The sequence below is a fragment of the Celeribacter halophilus genome (genome assembly GCF_900114135.1).
Classification (GTDB): Bacteria; Pseudomonadota; Alphaproteobacteria; order Rhodobacterales; family Rhodobacteraceae; genus Celeribacter; species Celeribacter halophilus.
Map to the genome: position 1 here is coordinate 138,780 of NZ_FORY01000004.1, position 16,488 is coordinate 155,267.

A 16,488-nucleotide genomic window follows, 5' to 3' on the forward strand; every position below is an offset into this window, starting at 1 on the left:
TCCCCCGTGCCCTACTTCACCTCGCGCAAAGCCGGAGGGCCGGCTCGGCCCGCCCTGCGACCCCTGCAGGCGCTTGGTAGATGACCCCCTGCCCCGCATCGGGCGTCTCCATCCCTTCGCGCGCGGTGGTGACAAAAAGCGTCTCGAATGTCAGCCCGCCAAACGCCGGACAGGAACAGTGCCGTCCGGCAAGCGCGATCGCGCGATCAAACCGGCCATCGGGCAGGTAGCGTGCCACTCGGCCCGCCCCCCATTGCGCACTCCAGAGTGCGCCTTCGCAATCGGTCTGTGCACCGTCTGGGTTCAACCCTTGCGCAGTCAAATCCACAAAAACATCCGGCGAGGCATCCGGCCACCCGTCCGCATCCAGAGAGACCGTCATGATCCTGCCTTCCGCCGTATCCGCGAAATAGGCCCGTCGCCCGTCCGGCGCAAAACATATCGAATTCGGGATAGTGATTTCGGGAAACAAAAGCTCCACGGCACCGCCATAATAGCGGTAGATCGCGCCGGCCTTGGCTTCGGCATGTTTGCCCATGCTCGACACCCAGAACCCACCCATAGGATCGGCCCGCCCGTCATTGCATCGGGTCTCATTGCGATCCGCTTCGATCCCGATCAGCGGCTCATGCGCGCCCGTTGCAATGTCAAAACGGCGCAATCCGGTTTCAGTCGAAATGACCAAAGCCTCCGCATCTACCCACGCGGCGGCTGAGGCCATCTGGCCGATCTGCCATTCCAGCGGCTTTTGCCCTACACGGCTCAGAAGTCGTCCGGCAAGAATATCGAACCAGAAAAGCTGTGCGCGTTCGGGGTGCCAGAATGCGCCTTCGCCGAGGAAACACGGCCGGTCATCAAAAACCTGCGCCGTCATGTGCCGCAAACCTCATTAAGGCAGGACACCAACCGCCGCGCCTTTTCGGCCACGGTTGCGGCACTATCGCCGGGTTTGTAGATTGACGAGCCGATCCCGTAGCCCACCGCACCTGCCGCGTGCCAGTCGGCCATGTTCTCCACCGAGACGCCGCCTACAGCAAACAGGGGCACTTCTTTGGGCAGAACCGCCTTCATCGCCCGCAGCCCGATGGGGCCGATCAATTCGCCGGGAAAGAGTTTCAAACCATCTGCACCCGCGTCCAACGCGGCAAAGGCCTCGGTTGGGGTCATCACACCGGGAAAGCTCTGCAATCCGGCGACCTTGCTTGCGGCGATGACCTCCGCGTTGCAATTCGGGGAGACGATCAGTTTGGCCCCCGTGGCGGCAACTGCGTTTACCTGATCGACACGCAAAACCGTGCCCGCGCCGATCAACGCCCGATCTCCGAAGGCAACGACCATCGCCTTGATGCTGTCCAACGGGTCAGGCGAATTGAGCGGCACTTCGATCCGCGTCACACCTGCCTCCAGCAAGGCTTCTGTCACAGGCAGGGCTTCCGGCGGGGTAATCCCGCGCAGGATCGCAATCAAGGGGCGGCTCATGTCTGATCTCCTATCGTCTGTTGCGCGGCGTAGAGCCCCGCGAGCGTTACATCTTCGGCATCATGGACCGTTGCGCTGATCCCGCAGAGCGCCAAGGCGCGTTTGTAGAGCGGGCTCAAAACCGGACTGCCGATCAAGGCGACAGAACCTCCGGACCAGATTTCATGGGTCGCGGCCAATTCCCACCCGATCAACAAACCCGACAGCCGCGCCGTGGCGGCATTGGCGTCCAGATCACCGAGCAAAGCCCCCGCCCGCAGACCGAACAGCGCGCCATAGGCAAGGGCCGGGTTCGCATAGGCGTCAGAACAGGCGGCCTCGAAAGCGGCAAGATCATCTCCTGCCCCGCCCAAAGAATGCCGTAGCACCGATTGACGCGACAGAAGGTCGAAGATTTCGCCGGTCATGCAGCTTTGAAAGCGCATGATTTTCCCGTCACGCAGCCCGACCCATTTTGTGTGGGTGCCGGGCAGGCAGACCGTTCCGTTGAAGTCCGGCTCGCGCAGCAAAAGCCCCGCGATCTGGGTCTCCTCTCCGCGCATCACATCGGGCGGGCTGTCCTGACGCACGCCACAGGCAATGTAGACAGGGCGGGCCTCATGGTCGGGAACGCGCACCAGTCTTGGCGCGGCGGCGCAAGGCACAGGCGCATAAGGGGCCTCGAACCAGCCCTGACGGGACCCGACCATGCCGCATGTGACGACCGGAGCCGCACCCCAGCCCTCCACCGCCGTTTCCAACACCGCGCCGAAATCCGCAGGGGACAGCTTACCCATGCCCTGATCCGTGGCGCGTCGCTCAAGCACCTCGTGCCCGCGCATGGCCCAGAGCCGCAAATGCGTGGTGCCCCAGTCCGCAGCAATCCAGTCCGGCATCGTATGACTCATAGTCTTTCTCCTTCGATAACCCGGATGCGCTCGGGGAAACTCCAAGGCAGGGTGAGCCCCTGGCCCATCAGGGCCTGACCGCTCAATTCCAGCGTACCGGTCTTGAGTGCGGGGCTGCCGCGGGACAGATGTGATGTCTCATCCGTATTGATCAGCCGGACACGATACCGCGCCTTGGGATCAAGCCCGCTCAGGCGCAATGGACGGGGCAACACATGATCCGAGGGCGTCACCTGTCCTGCAAAGACCACGAAACGCTGACCATCTTTGGCCAGTTGCAACTCTGCAATCACCGCCGGATCGGCGCTTTCCAACCGGAGAATATCCGCGCGCATACGCCAGTCACGGTTGGCTTTCCACCATGCAGTGACGGAGGAGAGAACCTTGGCCTCTGTGTCAGTCAATTCGCGGGGGTCCATCTCGAAGCCCATATGCCTTTGTGCCGCAACCCAGGCGCGGGTGTGAATATCGATCTCCCGCCCCGAGGTGTGACAGACGCGTGGGCCAACGTGGCTCCCTGTGACCGAAGCAGGCAGGAACAGGGCGGCGTCATGTTGAATACGCAACCGCTCCAACGCGTCGTTGCTGTCGGAAAGCCAGACCCGTCCGGTGCGTTCCAGAATACCGAAGTCGATGCGCCCGCCGCCCGAGGCACAGCTTTCAAACTCCACCGTGGGATGCGCGCTGCGCAGTTGGTCGAACAGGTCGTAAACCCCACGCGTCTGGGCCGCATCCGGTGCGGGCAAAACCCGATTGTGATCCCATTTGATATAGCTGATGTCACAATCCGAGAGCAGCCCGTCGATCACCTCGAACAGATAGGCCCGCACCTCAGGGCGCGCCAGATCAAGCACGCGCTGTTGGCGGCCTTCGATCTGGTCTTCCGGCCCCAAGATCCAGTCAGGATGTGCCCGCGCCAGATCGCTGTCGCGGTTGACCATCTCCGGCTCGAACCAGATACCAAAGCTCATGCCGAGGCTTTTCACATGGTCGATCAACGGCGCAAGCCCGTCGGGATATTTGCGCCGGTCAACCTGCCAGTCGCCAAGGCTGGTCGTGTCATCATCCCGACGCCCGAACCAACCGTCATCCAGCACAAACCGCTCTGCACCAAGTGCCGCTGCACGGCTGGCGATCTCTTGCAACTCGGACAGGTTATGATCGAAATAGACCGCTTCCCAGCAATTGTAATGCACAGGGCGCGGGGAGATTTGCGGCGCGGTGTGCCGCAGGTGCCGCTGGAACGCGCGGGCGCAGCCGTTTGATCCCTCTTGCGAAAACGCCGCGAAAAGCGTTGCGGTTTCAAACCCTGTGTCCGGTTGCGGCTCCGAGCCAGAGGCATGGCCGAACTGGATTTGGCGGCGCCCGTCAGGCAATTCTTCCGCCACCATTCGGTGACCACCTGACCAGCCATAGTGGAAGGCACGGGTCTCGCCCGCAGTCTTGGTTGCTCCGCGTGCGGGCAGGATCAGGCCGGGGAAATGTTCGTGGCCTGTGCGTCCTGTGTGGTTGTCCCGCACTCGTTGCCCCGCTTGCCAAGGCGTAGGGGCAATCCGGAATTCGCCGCACCACCGACCCGAAAACTCCAGCATCTCGTCGGCCAGTTGAGGGGCCGGAAAGACCGGCGCGGCCAGCCAGTGCAAGGTGATCGGCTCCGCACTTTCAATGGCAGCCCGCGCAGAGACGAGACCGGTGCGTGGGTCAAGCGCAAAGTTGGCCCGATAGCGCAGCCCCGTCGCCCCATCGGCATAGATCAAGGTCACGCCGTTCTCATCGCACTCCTCCGCCTCGAAGCGCAACGCTGGGCGCAGCGGGCGGCCTTTGGCGTCATAGGCGATCAGACCCGGCTCTCCCAGAAAACTTTGTGTGCTCTCCGGACAGATCGAAACCTCCGGCGCACGGTCCAGCATCCCCCCCGTCACATCGGGACGGCAGGCCTGCGCCAGTGAGGTCAGGTCTTCGCTCGCAGGCAAGGCCGCGCCCCAATAAATGATCTCGGGAAGGCGATCATCATGGCTGGCCAGAACAAGGCTTTGCTGCGGGTCTTCAAGATGCCATGTGCGGATCATTTGACCGCCCCGAGCGTCAGCCCCGCAATGAAGTGTTTCTGCATCAGAAAGAACATCGCAACCGGCGGCAGCGCGGCAAGGATGGAGCCCGCAGACACCAGATGCCAGGCCGCGACCCATTGACCGTTGAGCGATTGCAGCCCTGCAGTGATCGGCTGCGTATCGGCCCCTGTGGTCAGGACCGTCGCCCAGAAATAGTCGTTCCAGATAAAGGTGAAGACCAGAACGGAAAGGGCAGCAATGGCCGGACGGACCAGCGGAAGGACGATATGCCAGAAAATCTGCCATTCTCCGACTCCCTCGACACGGGCGACTTCGATCAGTTCCTTCGGCAGAGCCTTGATAAAGTTGCGCATGAACAAGGTGCAAAAGCCGGTCTGGAACGCCACATGGAACAGCGCAAGCCCCGTGATCGAGTCATAAAGACCCATGTTCACCGTCAAATCCCGCACCGGCACCATTAGGATCTGAAAGGGCACAAAATTCCCCGCGACGAACATGAAAAAGATGATGAGGTTGGAGCGGAATTTATAGACAGCAAGCGCATAGCCCGTCAGGCACGACAGCGCCACAGCGCCGATCACAGTCGGGATGGTCACACGGAACGAGTTCAGCATGTAGCTGGCGAAAGGCGAATTTTTAAACACATCAAGGTAGTTCGAAAAGGCCAGTGCCGAGGGCATGCCGAAGTAATTGCCCTGCGCCAGATCGCTGGACGGACGCAGAGAGGTCACAGCCACCCCCAAAAGCGGCAGGAGCCAGATCACCAACATGACCGGAAGCGCGACTTGATAGGTAAGCCGTGCAGTCCGACTCATGGATTGGACAGGTTTCGGAAACATCTCAAAGCCCCCTTTCGTCGCGCCACATCTTCCAGATGAAGCCCGAAATGAAGATCATCATTATCGCGAAAAGCACCACCGCAATCGCGGCGCCATAGCCCATGCGATAACCGTATTCGGAGAGTGCCTGTTCATACATGTAATAAGACAGCACACGCGAGGAGCCGAAGGGTCCGCCATCGGTCATGATCGACACGAGATCAAAGCTGCGCAGCGCTCCGATCACCGTCACAACTACGGCGATAAACGTGGCCGGACGCAGTTGCGGCAAGACCACATACCAGAGCATCTTGATCCCCTTGGCCCCGTCAAGACGCGCGGCCTCGATCTGATCGGGGGCGACGGCATTCAGGCCGGTCAGATAGAGGATCATGCAATAGGCGATCTGTGGCCAGAGCCCCGCGACGATGATCCCGTAAGTGACCGTGTGGGGATTGGCGAGGACCGCAATGCCTTCTCCGCCGAAGATTTTCGTCAACTCGAACAACAGACCGAACCCCGGCGCATAGAACCAGGAAAAGATCAGCCCCACCACGACTTGCGAAATCACGAAGGGAAAAAAGAACAGGGATTTATAGATGCGTATCCCGCGCACGGTCTGGTTCAGGAAAAGCGCGATGAACAGCCCGAAGGGGATCGCCAGCATATAGAGCACCAGCCAGATCACATTGTTTTTGAGGCTGGTATAAAAGGCCTCGTCATCAAGAAGCTCGATATAGTTCTCGATCCCGACCCAGCTTTTGGGGCTCAAACCGTCCCATTGAAAAAACGAGATCCACATCGACTGGCCGATGGGAATGATGACGTAAACCAAAAACATGATCATGCCCGGCGCAAGGAACAGCCACGGAGCCAGTTTCCGGCCAAGTTTGCGACGGGGGGTAAAAGCGCCGCTGTTGCGCGACGCAGGGACGGATGAATCGGTCATCACGGCTCTCCTCGATTGGGGACACAAGGGGCGGCACCTCAAAACAGGCACCGCCCCCGGGGAGGATCAGTCTTTGTAAATGCGCTGACGCATCTTCTCGAGACGCTCGAGGATGGCATCCAGATGATCGGGATAGGCCATGAATTCCTGGAAGCCTTCCATTCCGGCCTTGGCCATCTGGGCCGGCGCATCGCGGTCAAAGAACTGGGCAATGCCGCCCTCTGCCGTGGACAGAACCTCGAACCCCTGTTGCAGGAAGGGATCGTCGCCAACTTCGCTGTTCTTGTTGATCGGCAACTGGCCAAGCGTGGCATTCACTGCACTTTGAACATCCGCGCGCGCCAGATAGGCGAGGAATTTCTTGGCATCCTCGACGTTCTTGGCCCCTGCCGGAATGTGAATCGTGTCCGTGGGAGCCTCTTCCGCGCGGGGAATGTTGGGATTGATCGTCGGGAAGTCCATAAAGCCCAATGTGTCATTGGTCATCCCGCCATCCTTGAAGGTGGCGACCGCAAAATTTCCCATGACGTAATTGGCGGCCTTGCCCTGAACAATGTTCGAGGCGGCGTCCTGCCAGTCAATCGCAGCCACATTTTTCGAGGTATAGGGCACCACTTTGGCCCATTCGGCAAAGACATTGCGCACGCGCTCATCGGTCCACGGCACTTCGCCGTTGGTGAGCTGCATGTGGAAGTCATATCCGTTCGTGCGTAGATCGAGATAGTCGAAAATCCCCGCAGCGGGCCAGAGTGCCTTGGTCCCTGTGGTCAGACAGTCGACGCCGATCTCCTGAAACTTCTCGCAATTCGAGATGAATTCGTCCCAAGTGGTCGGCTCTTCAACGCCCGCTTTGGCATAAACGTCTTTGTTATAATAGATGCCCCACTGGTAGTAGGTGTAAGGCACGCCCCATTGCTTGCCATCAATGGTCATCGACGAAAGCGCGGAACTCAGGCTGTCTTTCAGCCCGTTTTCTTCCCACACATCCGACACATCCACGAACTGTCCCGCTTTTACAAAGGGGGCCATACGGTTGCCCGCATACCAGTTGGCCAGATCCGGACTGTCTGCTGTAAGAAAGTTGCGGATCGCGGTTTTGTAACCCTCGTGATCAAAGGTGTTCACCTCGACAGTTACATCGGGATTTTCGGCTTCGAACCCTGCCACAAGCTGTTCGAAAGCGGCTTTAGGGGCGGGGTCAGAGGCATCTGTAAAAAGCTTGAGCACGCGCTGTTCGGCCATCGCCGGCATCGCAAGCGCACCCACCAGCGCGGTTAGCGCCGTTGTCTTCAAAATATTCATTCGGTTTCCTCCCGTTTTGCAGCACAGGCTCCATATTTTAGTTTCAAATATTGGAACCATGTTTTACATATTGAAATGTTGCCGCGAATCTTTCATCCTGTCAACAGTCCTGAGGAGGAACCATGACCGACGCATCCCGATCCCTTGGCGAAACGACCGAGCAGACCCCTGCACGTTCAGCGGGCAAAACCGACGGCACCGTCGGGCGCACCTTGGCCGTGCTGGACCTTGTGGCAGAGTTCGGGCGGCCCGTGCGGTTTGCGGAACTGTTGCCCAAGGCAGGCTTGCCGAAAGCGACACTTTACCGCTTTCTGCAAACCCTCACCAATCAAGGCATGCTGGCCTATGATGACGAGCGCCAAGCCTACAAACCCGGACTGCGCCTCGTGCGTCTTGCCCATGCGGCTTGGGCGCAAAGCTCGCTTGCTCCGATTGCCGCTGGTTATCTCGACCAGCTTTCGCAACAGACAGGCCAGACCCTGCACCTTGCACAATTGGATCAGGGCATGGTGCTTTATGTGGACAAACGCAACGCCGCCCGTCCGGTGGAAATGTTCTCGCAATCAGGCAAGGTCGGACCGGCCTATTGCACCGGCGTGGGCAAGGCGATGCTCGCCTATCTGCCCGAGGATGCTTTGCAAGACGCGCTGAAGCGTCAGAGTTTCCACCGCTTCACCGACACCACCTTCACGGATGCCGAGAGCCTGCGGGCCGAGTTGGACAATATCCGCGCGCGCGGTTTTGCGTGGGACAATGAGGAACACGAACCCGGCATCCGCTGCATCGCCGCGCCGATCCTGTCGGCGCAAGGCCGTGTACTGGGGGCGATTTCCATCACCTCGGGCCAGAACGACAGCCACGCCCAACTCGAAACCTACGCGCCACTTCTAAAGGAAACAGCAGAAAAAATTGCGAAGGCCGCTATGGAGTGGCGCTTTCCCGAACAACAACGTGCAACAGAAACAGCCTGACAGGACCCAATCGCGCACGGACAAACCAGACAGCGCACCAGATATAACGCCAGTAATAAGGGAGGAGACCTTGTGAGCGGAGTGACCTTAGAGAAGATCGTCAAGAAATATGGCGATGTGAAAGTGATCCACGGAGTCGACCTTGTGGTCGAACCGGGGGAATTCTGCGTGTTTGTCGGCCCGTCCGGCTGCGGCAAGTCCACGCTTTTGCGGATGATCGCGGGGCTGGAAGAGACCTCCGGCGGCTCCATCCGCATCGGCGGGCAGGACGTGACACATGTCGAACCCGCAGAACGCGGCATTGCGATGGTGTTCCAGACCTATGCGCTCTACCCGCATATGACCGTGGCCGAAAACATGGGCTTTGGCCTGAAAATGAACGGTCATCCCAAGGAAGACATCGCTGCTAAAGTCAAAGAGGCTGCGCAAATTCTCAAACTTGAACCGCTGCTGAACCGCAAACCTGCGGCTCTGTCAGGCGGACAACGGCAACGTGTGGCCATCGGGCGCGCCATCACGCGCGGGCCGGAGGTGTTTCTGTTCGACGAACCACTTTCCAATCTTGATGCGGAACTGCGTGTTGAGATGCGGGCCGAGATTGCCCGACTGCACCGCGAGATCGGCGCGACGATGATCTACGTCACCCATGATCAGGTCGAAGCCATGACAATGGCCGACAAGATCGTGGTGCTGCGCGCAGGCTATATCGAGCAGGTCGGTCGTCCGATGGACCTGTATGACGATCCTGACAACCGTTTTGTTGCGGGGTTCATCGGCTCGCCCTCGATGAATTTCCTCGCTGCAACTGTCTCCGGCGGAAAACTCGACATTCCCGCCTTGGGGCAGAAATTCGACAGTCCGGTGACCTTGCCGCCAGAAGGCACGGCGCTTGAGATCGGTATTCGCCCCAATGCCCTTGAGTTGAGCGGAACCGAAGGACCATTCAGCATCCAGATGGCCGAGAACCTCGGTGGCGTCAGCTATGCTCATCTGAGCGCCTCCACCGGCGAGCGCGTTGTGGTGGAGACCGACCAGCGCCTCGAAACCTCCGGCGGCGGCACGGTGGGGCTGAATTTCGATCCCGCCTCGCTCTACCTGTTCCGTGCTGACAACGGCGCAAGGGTGCGCGGATGAGCCTTGCAATCGGTCTTGTGGGGCTTGGTGCCATTGCCAAGGCCCAGCATCTTCCGGCCATTGCTGCGACCGAAGGCGTGCATCTTGCCGCCATCGCCAGCCGCAACGCCACCCTGCCCGATGCGCCAAGCCACCACGGTTTGACCGAAATGCTCGCGGCACATCCAGAGCTCGACATCGTGTCCCTTTGCACCCCGCCGCAGGGGCGGTTCGAACAGGGGATGGAGGTGCTGCACGCAGGCCGTCACTTGATGCTCGAAAAGCCGCCCGCCATGAGTTTGAGCGAAATCGAAACCTTGCGCGAGACTGCGGCGCAAGCCGAGTGCACGATCTTTGCCACATGGCATTCACGCGAAGCCGCTGCTGTCGAGCCCGCGCGCGCGTGGCTTTTGGAGCGCAAAGCCACGCGCATCGCGATTGCGTGGCGTGAGGACGTGCGCAAATGGCATCCGGGTCAGGAGTGGATCTGGCAACCCGGCGGGCTTGGCGTTTTTGATCCGGGCATCAACGCCCTGTCGATCCTGACGCGGCTTCTGCACGATCCTGTCCATCTCAAATCCGCAACACTGAACATTCCCGAAGGACGCCAGACACCGATTGCTGCAGATCTGACACTGTGCGCAGGCGACACCCCCGTCACAGCGCAGTTCGACTGGCGCGAAACCGGTGACGAGCTTTGGCGTATCACGATTGAAACCGACGAGGGCGATCTGGCGCAGCTTGACAAGGGCGGCGCGGAGTTTTCGGTCAACGGCGCGCAGATATGCCGCGGCAACAACCACGAATACGCCCGCCTCTATGCCCGCATGCGTGATCTGGTGGCACAAGGGCAAAGCGATCTCGACCTCGCGCCGCTACGCCTTGTGGCCGATGCTTTCATGACCGCCCGTTTCAACACTGTCGCGCCGTTTGACACCGAAGCGGCCCAATAAGTTTTTCCGAGGATAGACTATGAAAATCACCGCAATTGAGACCTTCATCGTGCCCCCGCGCTGGTGTTTTGTGAAAATCTCCACAGACGAGGGCATTTCCGGCTGGGGCGAACCTGTTCTGGAGGGACGTGCAGCAACGGTTGCGGCCTGTGTCGAGGAACTGTCGGATCTTCTGATCGGTAAGGATCCCGGCCATATTCAGGACCACTGGACGGTGATGTATCGCGGCGGGTTCTATCGCGGTGGCGGCATCCATATGTCCGCCATCGCAGGCATTGATCAGGCGCTTTGGGACATCAAAGGCAAAGCCCTTGGTGTGCCGGTCCACGCGCTTTTGGGCGGTCAACAACGCGACCGGATTCGGGTCTATAGCTGGATCGGAGGCGATCGCCCCGGCGACACCGCACGCATGGCCCGCGACTGTGGGGATCGCGGCTTTTCGGCGGTCAAGATGAACGGCACGGAGGAGCTTCAGTTCATCGACAGCCATGCCAAGATCGACGCGGTTCTGGAACGTGTGCAGGCCATTCGCGACGAGATGGGACCGGATTTCGGCATCGGCGTTGATTTTCATGGCCGTGTGCACCGCCCGATGGCGAAACAACTGGCCAAAGAACTCGCGCCATTCAATCTGATGTTCATTGAAGAACCGGTGCTCAGCGAACATGCCGAAGCCCTGCGCGAGATTGCCAACCATTGTGCCGCGCCCATCGCCTTGGGCGAGCGGCTCTACAGTCGTTGGGATTTCAAATCCGTGTTGCAAGGCGGCTATGTCGACATCATCCAGCCCGACCCGAGCCATTCGGGCGGCATCACAGAGACCTACCGCATTGCGGCCATGGCCGAAGCCCATGACGTCGCGCTGGCGCTGCATTGTCCCTTGGGGCCGATTGCCCTCGCAGCCAACCTGCAACTGGATGCGGTCTGCTACAATGCCTTTATTCAGGAACAATCTCTGGGCATCCATTACAATCAGGGTTCCGACCTGCTCGACTACCTGATTGATCCTTCCGTCTTCGAATACAAGGACGGTTTCGTGGCGATCCCGCAAGGGCCGGGATTGGGCATCGAGGTGAACGAAGCCAAAGTCCGGCAAGCCGCCGCCGAAGGTCACCGCTGGCGCAATCCGGTCTGGCGTCACGCCGATGGCAGCTTTGCGGAGTGGTAACATGAGAGAGATTACATCCCTGAATACCGGCTGGACCTTTGCCGCCGGTTTCGATCCCGCCCATATCAACGCGCCAATGGCAGGCGAAAGTGTCACCCTGCCCCACAACGCGGTAGATCTGCCGATGAGCTATTTCGACGAACGCGCCTATCAGAAGCCCTTCACCTATCAGCGCGAAATCCGGTGGTCTCCGGCATGGGAGGGCAAATGCGTCCGCCTGCGGTTCGATGCTGCTATGGCCGATGCGACGGTCTGGCTCAACGGGGTCGAGACCTGCCACCACCGCGACGGCTACACGCCCTTTACCGTCGATCTGAGTGACGCATTTGTGGACGGGAAACTCCTCGTCACCCTGCGCGTTGACGGTGCGGAAAATCCCGAGATCCCGCCCTTTGGTGGCCGGATCGACTATCTCACCTATGCCGGCATTTACCGCGATGTCTGGTTGGAAGTCCTGCCTGCGCGCCACATCACCTCGGTCAAAATCGAAACGCCTGATGTGCTGGCCGCAACCAAGACCGTGATTGCCAAAGTCGCGACCAGTGAGGCGGGGCCGGTCGAAGCACAGATCACCGATGCCCAAGGCCGCGAGATCGCGCATAGCACCGGCGAGGGGGATATCCGCTTTAAGGGCCTGACAGACATCACGCTTTGGTCCACGCAGACGCCTGCGCTTTACACGCTAACGCTCACCCTGCCCGACAGCGGGGACCAGATCACACAACGCTTCGGTTTTCGCGAAGCACAGTTCACGCCGGAAGGGTTCTTTCTCAACGGCGAACGGGTGATCCTGCGCGGCCTCAACCGGCACCAGAGCTTTCCCTATTCCGGCTATGCGCAAGGCAAACGCAGCCAGCAACGGGATGCAGAAATTCTGCGCTTTGATCTGGGCTGCAACATCGTGCGCACGTCGCACTATCCGCAAAGCCCCTATTTCCTCGACCGCTGCGACGAGATCGGCCTGATGGTCTTTGAGGAAATCCCGGGCTGGCAGCATATCGGCGGCCCCGTGTGGCAAGATGAATCCCTGCTCGATGTCGAGCGCATGATCCGGCGCGACTGGAACCACCCCTCTATCATCATTTGGGGGGTGCGGATCAATGAAAGCCCCGATGAGGATGCGTTCTATACGCGCACCAATGCCCTCGCCCGCGATCTCGACCCAACGCGCCAGACCGGCGGTGTGCGCTGCATCCCCGACAGCACATTGCTTGAAGATGTCTACACGATGAACGATTTCATCTTGGGCGATTTCGAGATGCCGTTCTCCAACCGCCCGCGCACCGCGTTGCGCGATCAACAGGAGGTCACGGGCCTGCCGGAACGTGTGCCCTATCTGGTCACCGAATATAACGGCCATATGTTTCCGACCAAGGCGGGTGATCCCGAACATCGCCAGCACGAGCATGTCATTCGCCATCTCGAAGTGCTCAACGCCGCTCATGATCCGGCCACCGGTCTGGCGGGCTGTATAGGGTGGTGTATGTTCGACTATAACACGCACAAGGATTTCGGCGCCGGAGACCGGATCTGCCACCACGGTGTCATGACGATCTTCCGTGAACCGAAATTCGCCGCCTATGCCTATGCCAGCCAGCGCGATCCCGAGGACGAAATCCTTATGGAGCCCGTCACCGTCTGGGCGCGTGGGGAGCGCAATATCGGCGGGGTGCTTCCGCTGATCGTGCTGACCAATTGCGACGAGGTGGAACTGTCCTATGCCAATGTCACGAAACGCGTCGGGCCGGACCGTGAGCGTTTCCCGCATTTGCCTCACCCGCCGGTCATCATCGACCATCGCCATTTCACCGAAGACGAGTTGGGCGACTGGGGCGAAAGCTGGCACGCGGGACATTTGCGCGGTTTCCTGAACGGGAAGATGGTGGTGAAGCGTTTCTTCCCCGCCGACGCCGTGCTGGACCGGCTGGAACTGGCGCCCGATGTCCAAGAGGCCGAGGCCGACCCAAGCGACGACATCCGCGTGATGATCCGTGCGCTGGATCAGGCGGGCAACAAGCTCCACTTTCTGAACGAGCCTGTGTTTCTGGAGGTCGAGGGCCCCGCGACGCTTATCGGTCCGAACTGCCCCGTCTTGCAAGGCGGGACCACCGGATGCTGGCTCCGCCTCACGGGAGAGCGCGGCACGGTGCGGCTCACGGCAACGCTGCGGGATCATCGGGAGAAAACCCTGATCGAAGCGCGTAAATTCGGTGCGTTGAGGCAGGTTAGTCCATCGCGAGGATTGGACACAACCGACAAAGCCCCGCCTCCCCTCTCATGACGGGAGGCGGGCCAGTTCTCCCTATTCGTGCCCCCGCGTCAAAATTTGACGCGTTCCGACTTCGGGTCATAAAACGGCTTCAGAGAAGCACGCGCCGCCACGCGCTGTCCGGCCACTTCGACCTCATAGCTGGAGGCCAGAAGCTCCGCGGCGCTTTCCCCTTCACAGGGCACATAGCCCAGCCCCATGGCCCCGCCGAGCGTATGCCCGTAAGCGCCGGAGGTCAGATAGCTGACGATTTCACCATCACGCAGCAAGGGCTCGGCATGATAGAGTAGCGGCTCGGGATCAGTGAGCAGGAATTGCACCATCCGCATCCTGAGCCCCTCTTCGCGCTTTTGCTCCACCGCAGACCGCCCGATATAATCCACATCGGTTTTCTTGATGGCAAAGCCCAGCCCTGCCTCCAGAATATGATCCTCCGAGGTGATGTCATGGCCGAAATGGCGAAAGCCCTTTTCGATGCGGCAACTGTCCATCATATGCAGGCCGCAGAGTTTGGCATCCATGTCTCGCCCCGCCTCGTGCAGCACTTCGAACACATGCGCGGCCATATCAGTGGACACATAGATTTCCCAGCCAAGCTCGCCCACATAGGTCACACGATGGGCACGCGCGAGGCCCATGCCGATCTCGATCTCCTGACAGGTGCCAAAGGGGTTGGTCGCGTTGGAGAAATCATTCGGGGAAACCCGCTCCAGAAGCGCACGCGCATTGGGCCCCATGACACAGATCACCGCTTCTGCGGCGGTCATGTCTGTGATGGTAACGTTGAAATCCCCTTGATGACGCCGCAGCCATGTCTGGTCGGCCAGGCACGTCGCCGCAGGGGTAACGATGAGATAGGCGGTCTCCGACAGGCGCGTGATGGTCACATCCGCCTCGATCCCGCCTTTGGTGTTGAGAAACTGGCTATAGACGATTTTGCCCACGGGCACAGACAGGTTCGAGGCGGACACATAGTTCAGAAAGGCCTCCGCATCGCGCCCCTCAACCCGCAGCTTGCCAAAGGACGACATATCGTAAATCCCGACATTCTCGCGGATGGCCTGATGTTCGCGGGCGGCATTGTCAAACCAGTTCTGGCGTTTCCACGAATACTCGTATTCGGCCTTCTGCCCCGCATCGGCAAACCAGTTGGCGCGTTCCCATCCTGCAAATTCGCCAAAGACAGCCCCTTCGGACTTGAGCGCCTCATGCAGCGGCGAGCGGCGGATGCCCCGTGCGGTGGCTTTCTGGCGGTAGGGGAAATGGTCGGCGAACAACAGGCCCAAGGTCTCTTTGGAGCGTTCGAAGAGATAGGTCTTGTTGCCTTGAAACGGCTGCATGCGGGAAATGTCCACATCCCCTAGATCGAAAGGCTTCGACCCCGTGTCCATCCACGCGGCCAGCGCCATACCCGCCCCGCCCGCTGACTGGATGCCGATGGAGTTGAACCCCGCTGCAACCCAGACATTGTCCATCTCGGGCGCAAGACCCAAGTGATAGGAATCGTCCGGCGTAAAGCTCTCCGGCCCGTTGAAAAACGTGTGTATTCCCGTCTCGGCCAAAAGCGGTAACCGGTTCACCGCCGCCTCAAGGATCGGCTCGAAATGGTCGAAATCTTCGGGAAGCTGGTCAAATTCGAAATCTTCGGGAATGCCTTTCATCGCCCAAGGTTTCGCCATAGGCTCAAAAGCGCCCAACAGGATTTTGCCAGCGTCTTCTTTGTAATAGGCACATTCCTCTGGCACACGCAGGGTCGGAAGCTGTGTCAGCTCCGGCACCGTATCCGTGACGATGTAGAAATGTTCACAGGCATGAAGCGGCACGTTGACGCCCATCTGGCGCCCGACCTCATGGCCCCACATACCAGCGCAGTTCACCACATGGTCACAGGTGATGCGGCCTTCGCCCTCGGCACTTTCCCAGTTCACAGCTGTGATCCGGCGGTCTTGCTTTTCGAACCCTGTGACCTTTGTGCGCTCCAGAACGACTGCGCCGCGATCCTTGGCCCCGCGCGCCAGTGCCAGCGCGATATTGGCCGGATCGCCCTGCCCGTCCTTGTCGAGATAGACGGCGGCGGTCATGTCTTCGACATTCACATGGGGATAGCGTGCCAGCACATCGTCAGGTCCGATTTCCTCGACCTCGACCCCGAAAGCGCGGGCCATAGACGCCTGACGCAGGATTTCCTCGCGGCGCTCTTGCGACAGCGCCATTGTGATCGACCCGTTGCGCCGGAACCCTGTGGCCACGCCTGTTTCGTCTTCGAGCGTGCCGTAAAGCTCCTGCGAATATTTGGCGAGCTTGGTCATATTCTTCGTGGCACGCAACTGGGCGATCAGCCCCGCCGCATGCCATGTTGTGCCCGAGGTGAGCTGTTTTCGTTCCAGAAGAACCACATCGGTCCAGCCCAATTTGGTCAGGTGATAGGCGACCGAACAGCCGATCACCCCACCGCCGACGATCACGACACGCGCGTGTTTTGGAGGCATTGCCATTGTCATAGTCCT

At 59.9% G+C, this 16,488-nt stretch carries 13 protein-coding genes; 5 read left to right on the forward strand and 8 right to left on the reverse strand.

Annotated features, from left to right (window positions below; genetic code table 11):
- Positions 1-16 precede the first annotated feature (16 nt).
- The 7 genes from BM152_RS05290 to BM152_RS05320 all read right to left on the reverse strand — a co-directional run bounded on the left by BM152_RS05290 (position 17) and on the right by BM152_RS05320 (position 7,507).
- Positions 17-874, reverse strand: a complete 858-nt coding sequence (locus BM152_RS05290) for an SMP-30/gluconolactonase/LRE family protein (protein ID WP_066602002.1) — start codon at positions 872-874, stop codon at positions 17-19.
- A complete protein-coding gene (locus tag BM152_RS05295; RefSeq protein WP_066602004.1) occupies positions 871-1,479 on the reverse strand; it encodes a 2-dehydro-3-deoxy-6-phosphogalactonate aldolase in 609 nt (202 codons plus the stop codon). The genes BM152_RS05290 and BM152_RS05295 overlap by 4 nt, the downstream gene beginning before the upstream one ends.
- Entirely contained in the window at positions 1,476-2,366 is an 891-nt protein-coding gene (locus BM152_RS05300) for a 2-dehydro-3-deoxygalactonokinase (protein WP_066602007.1), read from the reverse strand. The genes BM152_RS05295 and BM152_RS05300 overlap by 4 nt, the downstream gene beginning before the upstream one ends.
- Complete coding sequence (locus tag BM152_RS05305; protein ID WP_066602009.1) at positions 2,363-4,435, reverse strand: alpha-galactosidase; 2,073 nt, start codon at positions 4,433-4,435, stop codon at positions 2,363-2,365. Before BM152_RS05305 ends, BM152_RS05300 begins: the two co-directional genes overlap by 4 nt.
- Entirely contained in the window at positions 4,432-5,277 is an 846-nt protein-coding gene (locus BM152_RS05310; protein ID WP_066602011.1) for a carbohydrate ABC transporter permease, read from the reverse strand. Before BM152_RS05310 ends, BM152_RS05305 begins: the two co-directional genes overlap by 4 nt.
- A 1-nt stretch (position 5,278) precedes the next feature.
- A complete protein-coding gene (locus BM152_RS05315; RefSeq protein WP_074914013.1) occupies positions 5,279-6,205 on the reverse strand; it encodes a carbohydrate ABC transporter permease in 927 nt (308 codons plus the stop codon).
- A gap of 66 nt (positions 6,206-6,271) precedes the next feature.
- Positions 6,272-7,507 (reverse strand): ABC transporter substrate-binding protein, encoded by a 1,236-nt coding sequence (locus BM152_RS05320; RefSeq protein WP_066602013.1) that lies wholly within the window; start codon positions 7,505-7,507, stop codon positions 6,272-6,274.
- A 122-nt stretch (positions 7,508-7,629) separates the two neighbouring features.
- Here BM152_RS05320 and BM152_RS05325 point away from each other — a divergent pair, with 122 nt between their 5' ends.
- The 5 genes from BM152_RS05325 (at position 7,630) to BM152_RS05345 (ending at position 13,993) form a co-directional block, all read left to right on the forward strand.
- Positions 7,630-8,478, forward strand: coding sequence for an IclR family transcriptional regulator (locus BM152_RS05325; protein ID WP_082715327.1), 849 nt, complete (start codon positions 7,630-7,632; stop codon positions 8,476-8,478).
- 72 nt (positions 8,479-8,550) lie between these two features.
- Positions 8,551-9,612: an ABC transporter ATP-binding protein gene (locus BM152_RS05330; protein ID WP_066602022.1), complete on the forward strand. Its 1,062-nt coding sequence runs from the start codon at positions 8,551-8,553 to the stop codon at positions 9,610-9,612.
- Positions 9,609-10,544 carry a Gfo/Idh/MocA family protein gene (locus BM152_RS05335; protein WP_066602023.1) on the forward strand — a complete coding sequence of 312 codons (936 nt, stop codon included), beginning with the start codon at positions 9,609-9,611 and terminating at the stop codon, positions 10,542-10,544. Before BM152_RS05330 ends, BM152_RS05335 begins: the two co-directional genes overlap by 4 nt.
- 19 nt (positions 10,545-10,563) lie before the next feature.
- The gene (gene dgoD / locus BM152_RS05340; protein WP_066602030.1) at positions 10,564-11,712 is read left to right on the forward strand and encodes a galactonate dehydratase; all 1,149 of its coding nucleotides are present in this window, start codon (positions 10,564-10,566) and stop codon (positions 11,710-11,712) included.
- Between the two features lies 1 nt (position 11,713).
- Entirely contained in the window at positions 11,714-13,993 is a 2,280-nt protein-coding gene (locus tag BM152_RS05345; protein WP_074914016.1) for a glycoside hydrolase family 2 protein, read from the forward strand.
- Between the two features lie 38 nt (positions 13,994-14,031).
- Here BM152_RS05345 and BM152_RS05350 read toward each other — a convergent pair whose 3' ends face one another.
- Positions 14,032-16,476 carry a GcvT family protein gene (locus BM152_RS05350; RefSeq protein ID WP_066602032.1) on the reverse strand — a complete coding sequence of 815 codons (2,445 nt, stop codon included), beginning with the start codon at positions 16,474-16,476 and terminating at the stop codon, positions 14,032-14,034.
- Between the last annotated feature and the right edge of the window lie 12 nt (positions 16,477-16,488).

Excerpts from the sequence above, each read along its gene's own strand:
- BM152_RS05290 (WP_066602002.1), bottom strand. The coding sequence starts at position 874 with ATGACGGCGCAGGTTTTTGATGACCGGCCGTGTTTCCTCGGCGAAGGC.
- BM152_RS05295 (WP_066602004.1), bottom strand. The coding sequence starts at position 1,479 with ATGAGCCGCCCCTTGATTGCGATCCTGCGCGGGATTACCCCGCCGGAA.
- BM152_RS05300 (WP_066602007.1), bottom strand. The coding sequence starts at position 2,366 with ATGAGTCATACGATGCCGGACTGGATTGCTGCGGACTGGGGCACCACG.
- BM152_RS05305 (WP_066602009.1), bottom strand. The coding sequence starts at position 4,435 with ATGATCCGCACATGGCATCTTGAAGACCCGCAGCAAAGCCTTGTTCTG.
- BM152_RS05310 (WP_066602011.1), bottom strand. The coding sequence starts at position 5,277 with ATGTTTCCGAAACCTGTCCAATCCATGAGTCGGACTGCACGGCTTACC.
- BM152_RS05315 (WP_074914013.1), bottom strand. The coding sequence starts at position 6,205 with ATGACCGATTCATCCGTCCCTGCGTCGCGCAACAGCGGCGCTTTTACC.
- BM152_RS05320 (WP_066602013.1), bottom strand. The coding sequence starts at position 7,507 with ATGAATATTTTGAAGACAACGGCGCTAACCGCGCTGGTGGGTGCGCTT.
- BM152_RS05325 (WP_082715327.1), top strand. The coding sequence starts at position 7,630 with ATGACCGACGCATCCCGATCCCTTGGCGAAACGACCGAGCAGACCCCT.
- BM152_RS05335 (WP_066602023.1), top strand. The coding sequence starts at position 9,609 with ATGAGCCTTGCAATCGGTCTTGTGGGGCTTGGTGCCATTGCCAAGGCC.
- dgoD (WP_066602030.1), top strand. The coding sequence starts at position 10,564 with ATGAAAATCACCGCAATTGAGACCTTCATCGTGCCCCCGCGCTGGTGT.
- BM152_RS05345 (WP_074914016.1), top strand. The coding sequence starts at position 11,714 with ATGAGAGAGATTACATCCCTGAATACCGGCTGGACCTTTGCCGCCGGT.
- BM152_RS05350 (WP_066602032.1), bottom strand. The coding sequence starts at position 16,476 with ATGGCAATGCCTCCAAAACACGCGCGTGTCGTGATCGTCGGCGGTGGG.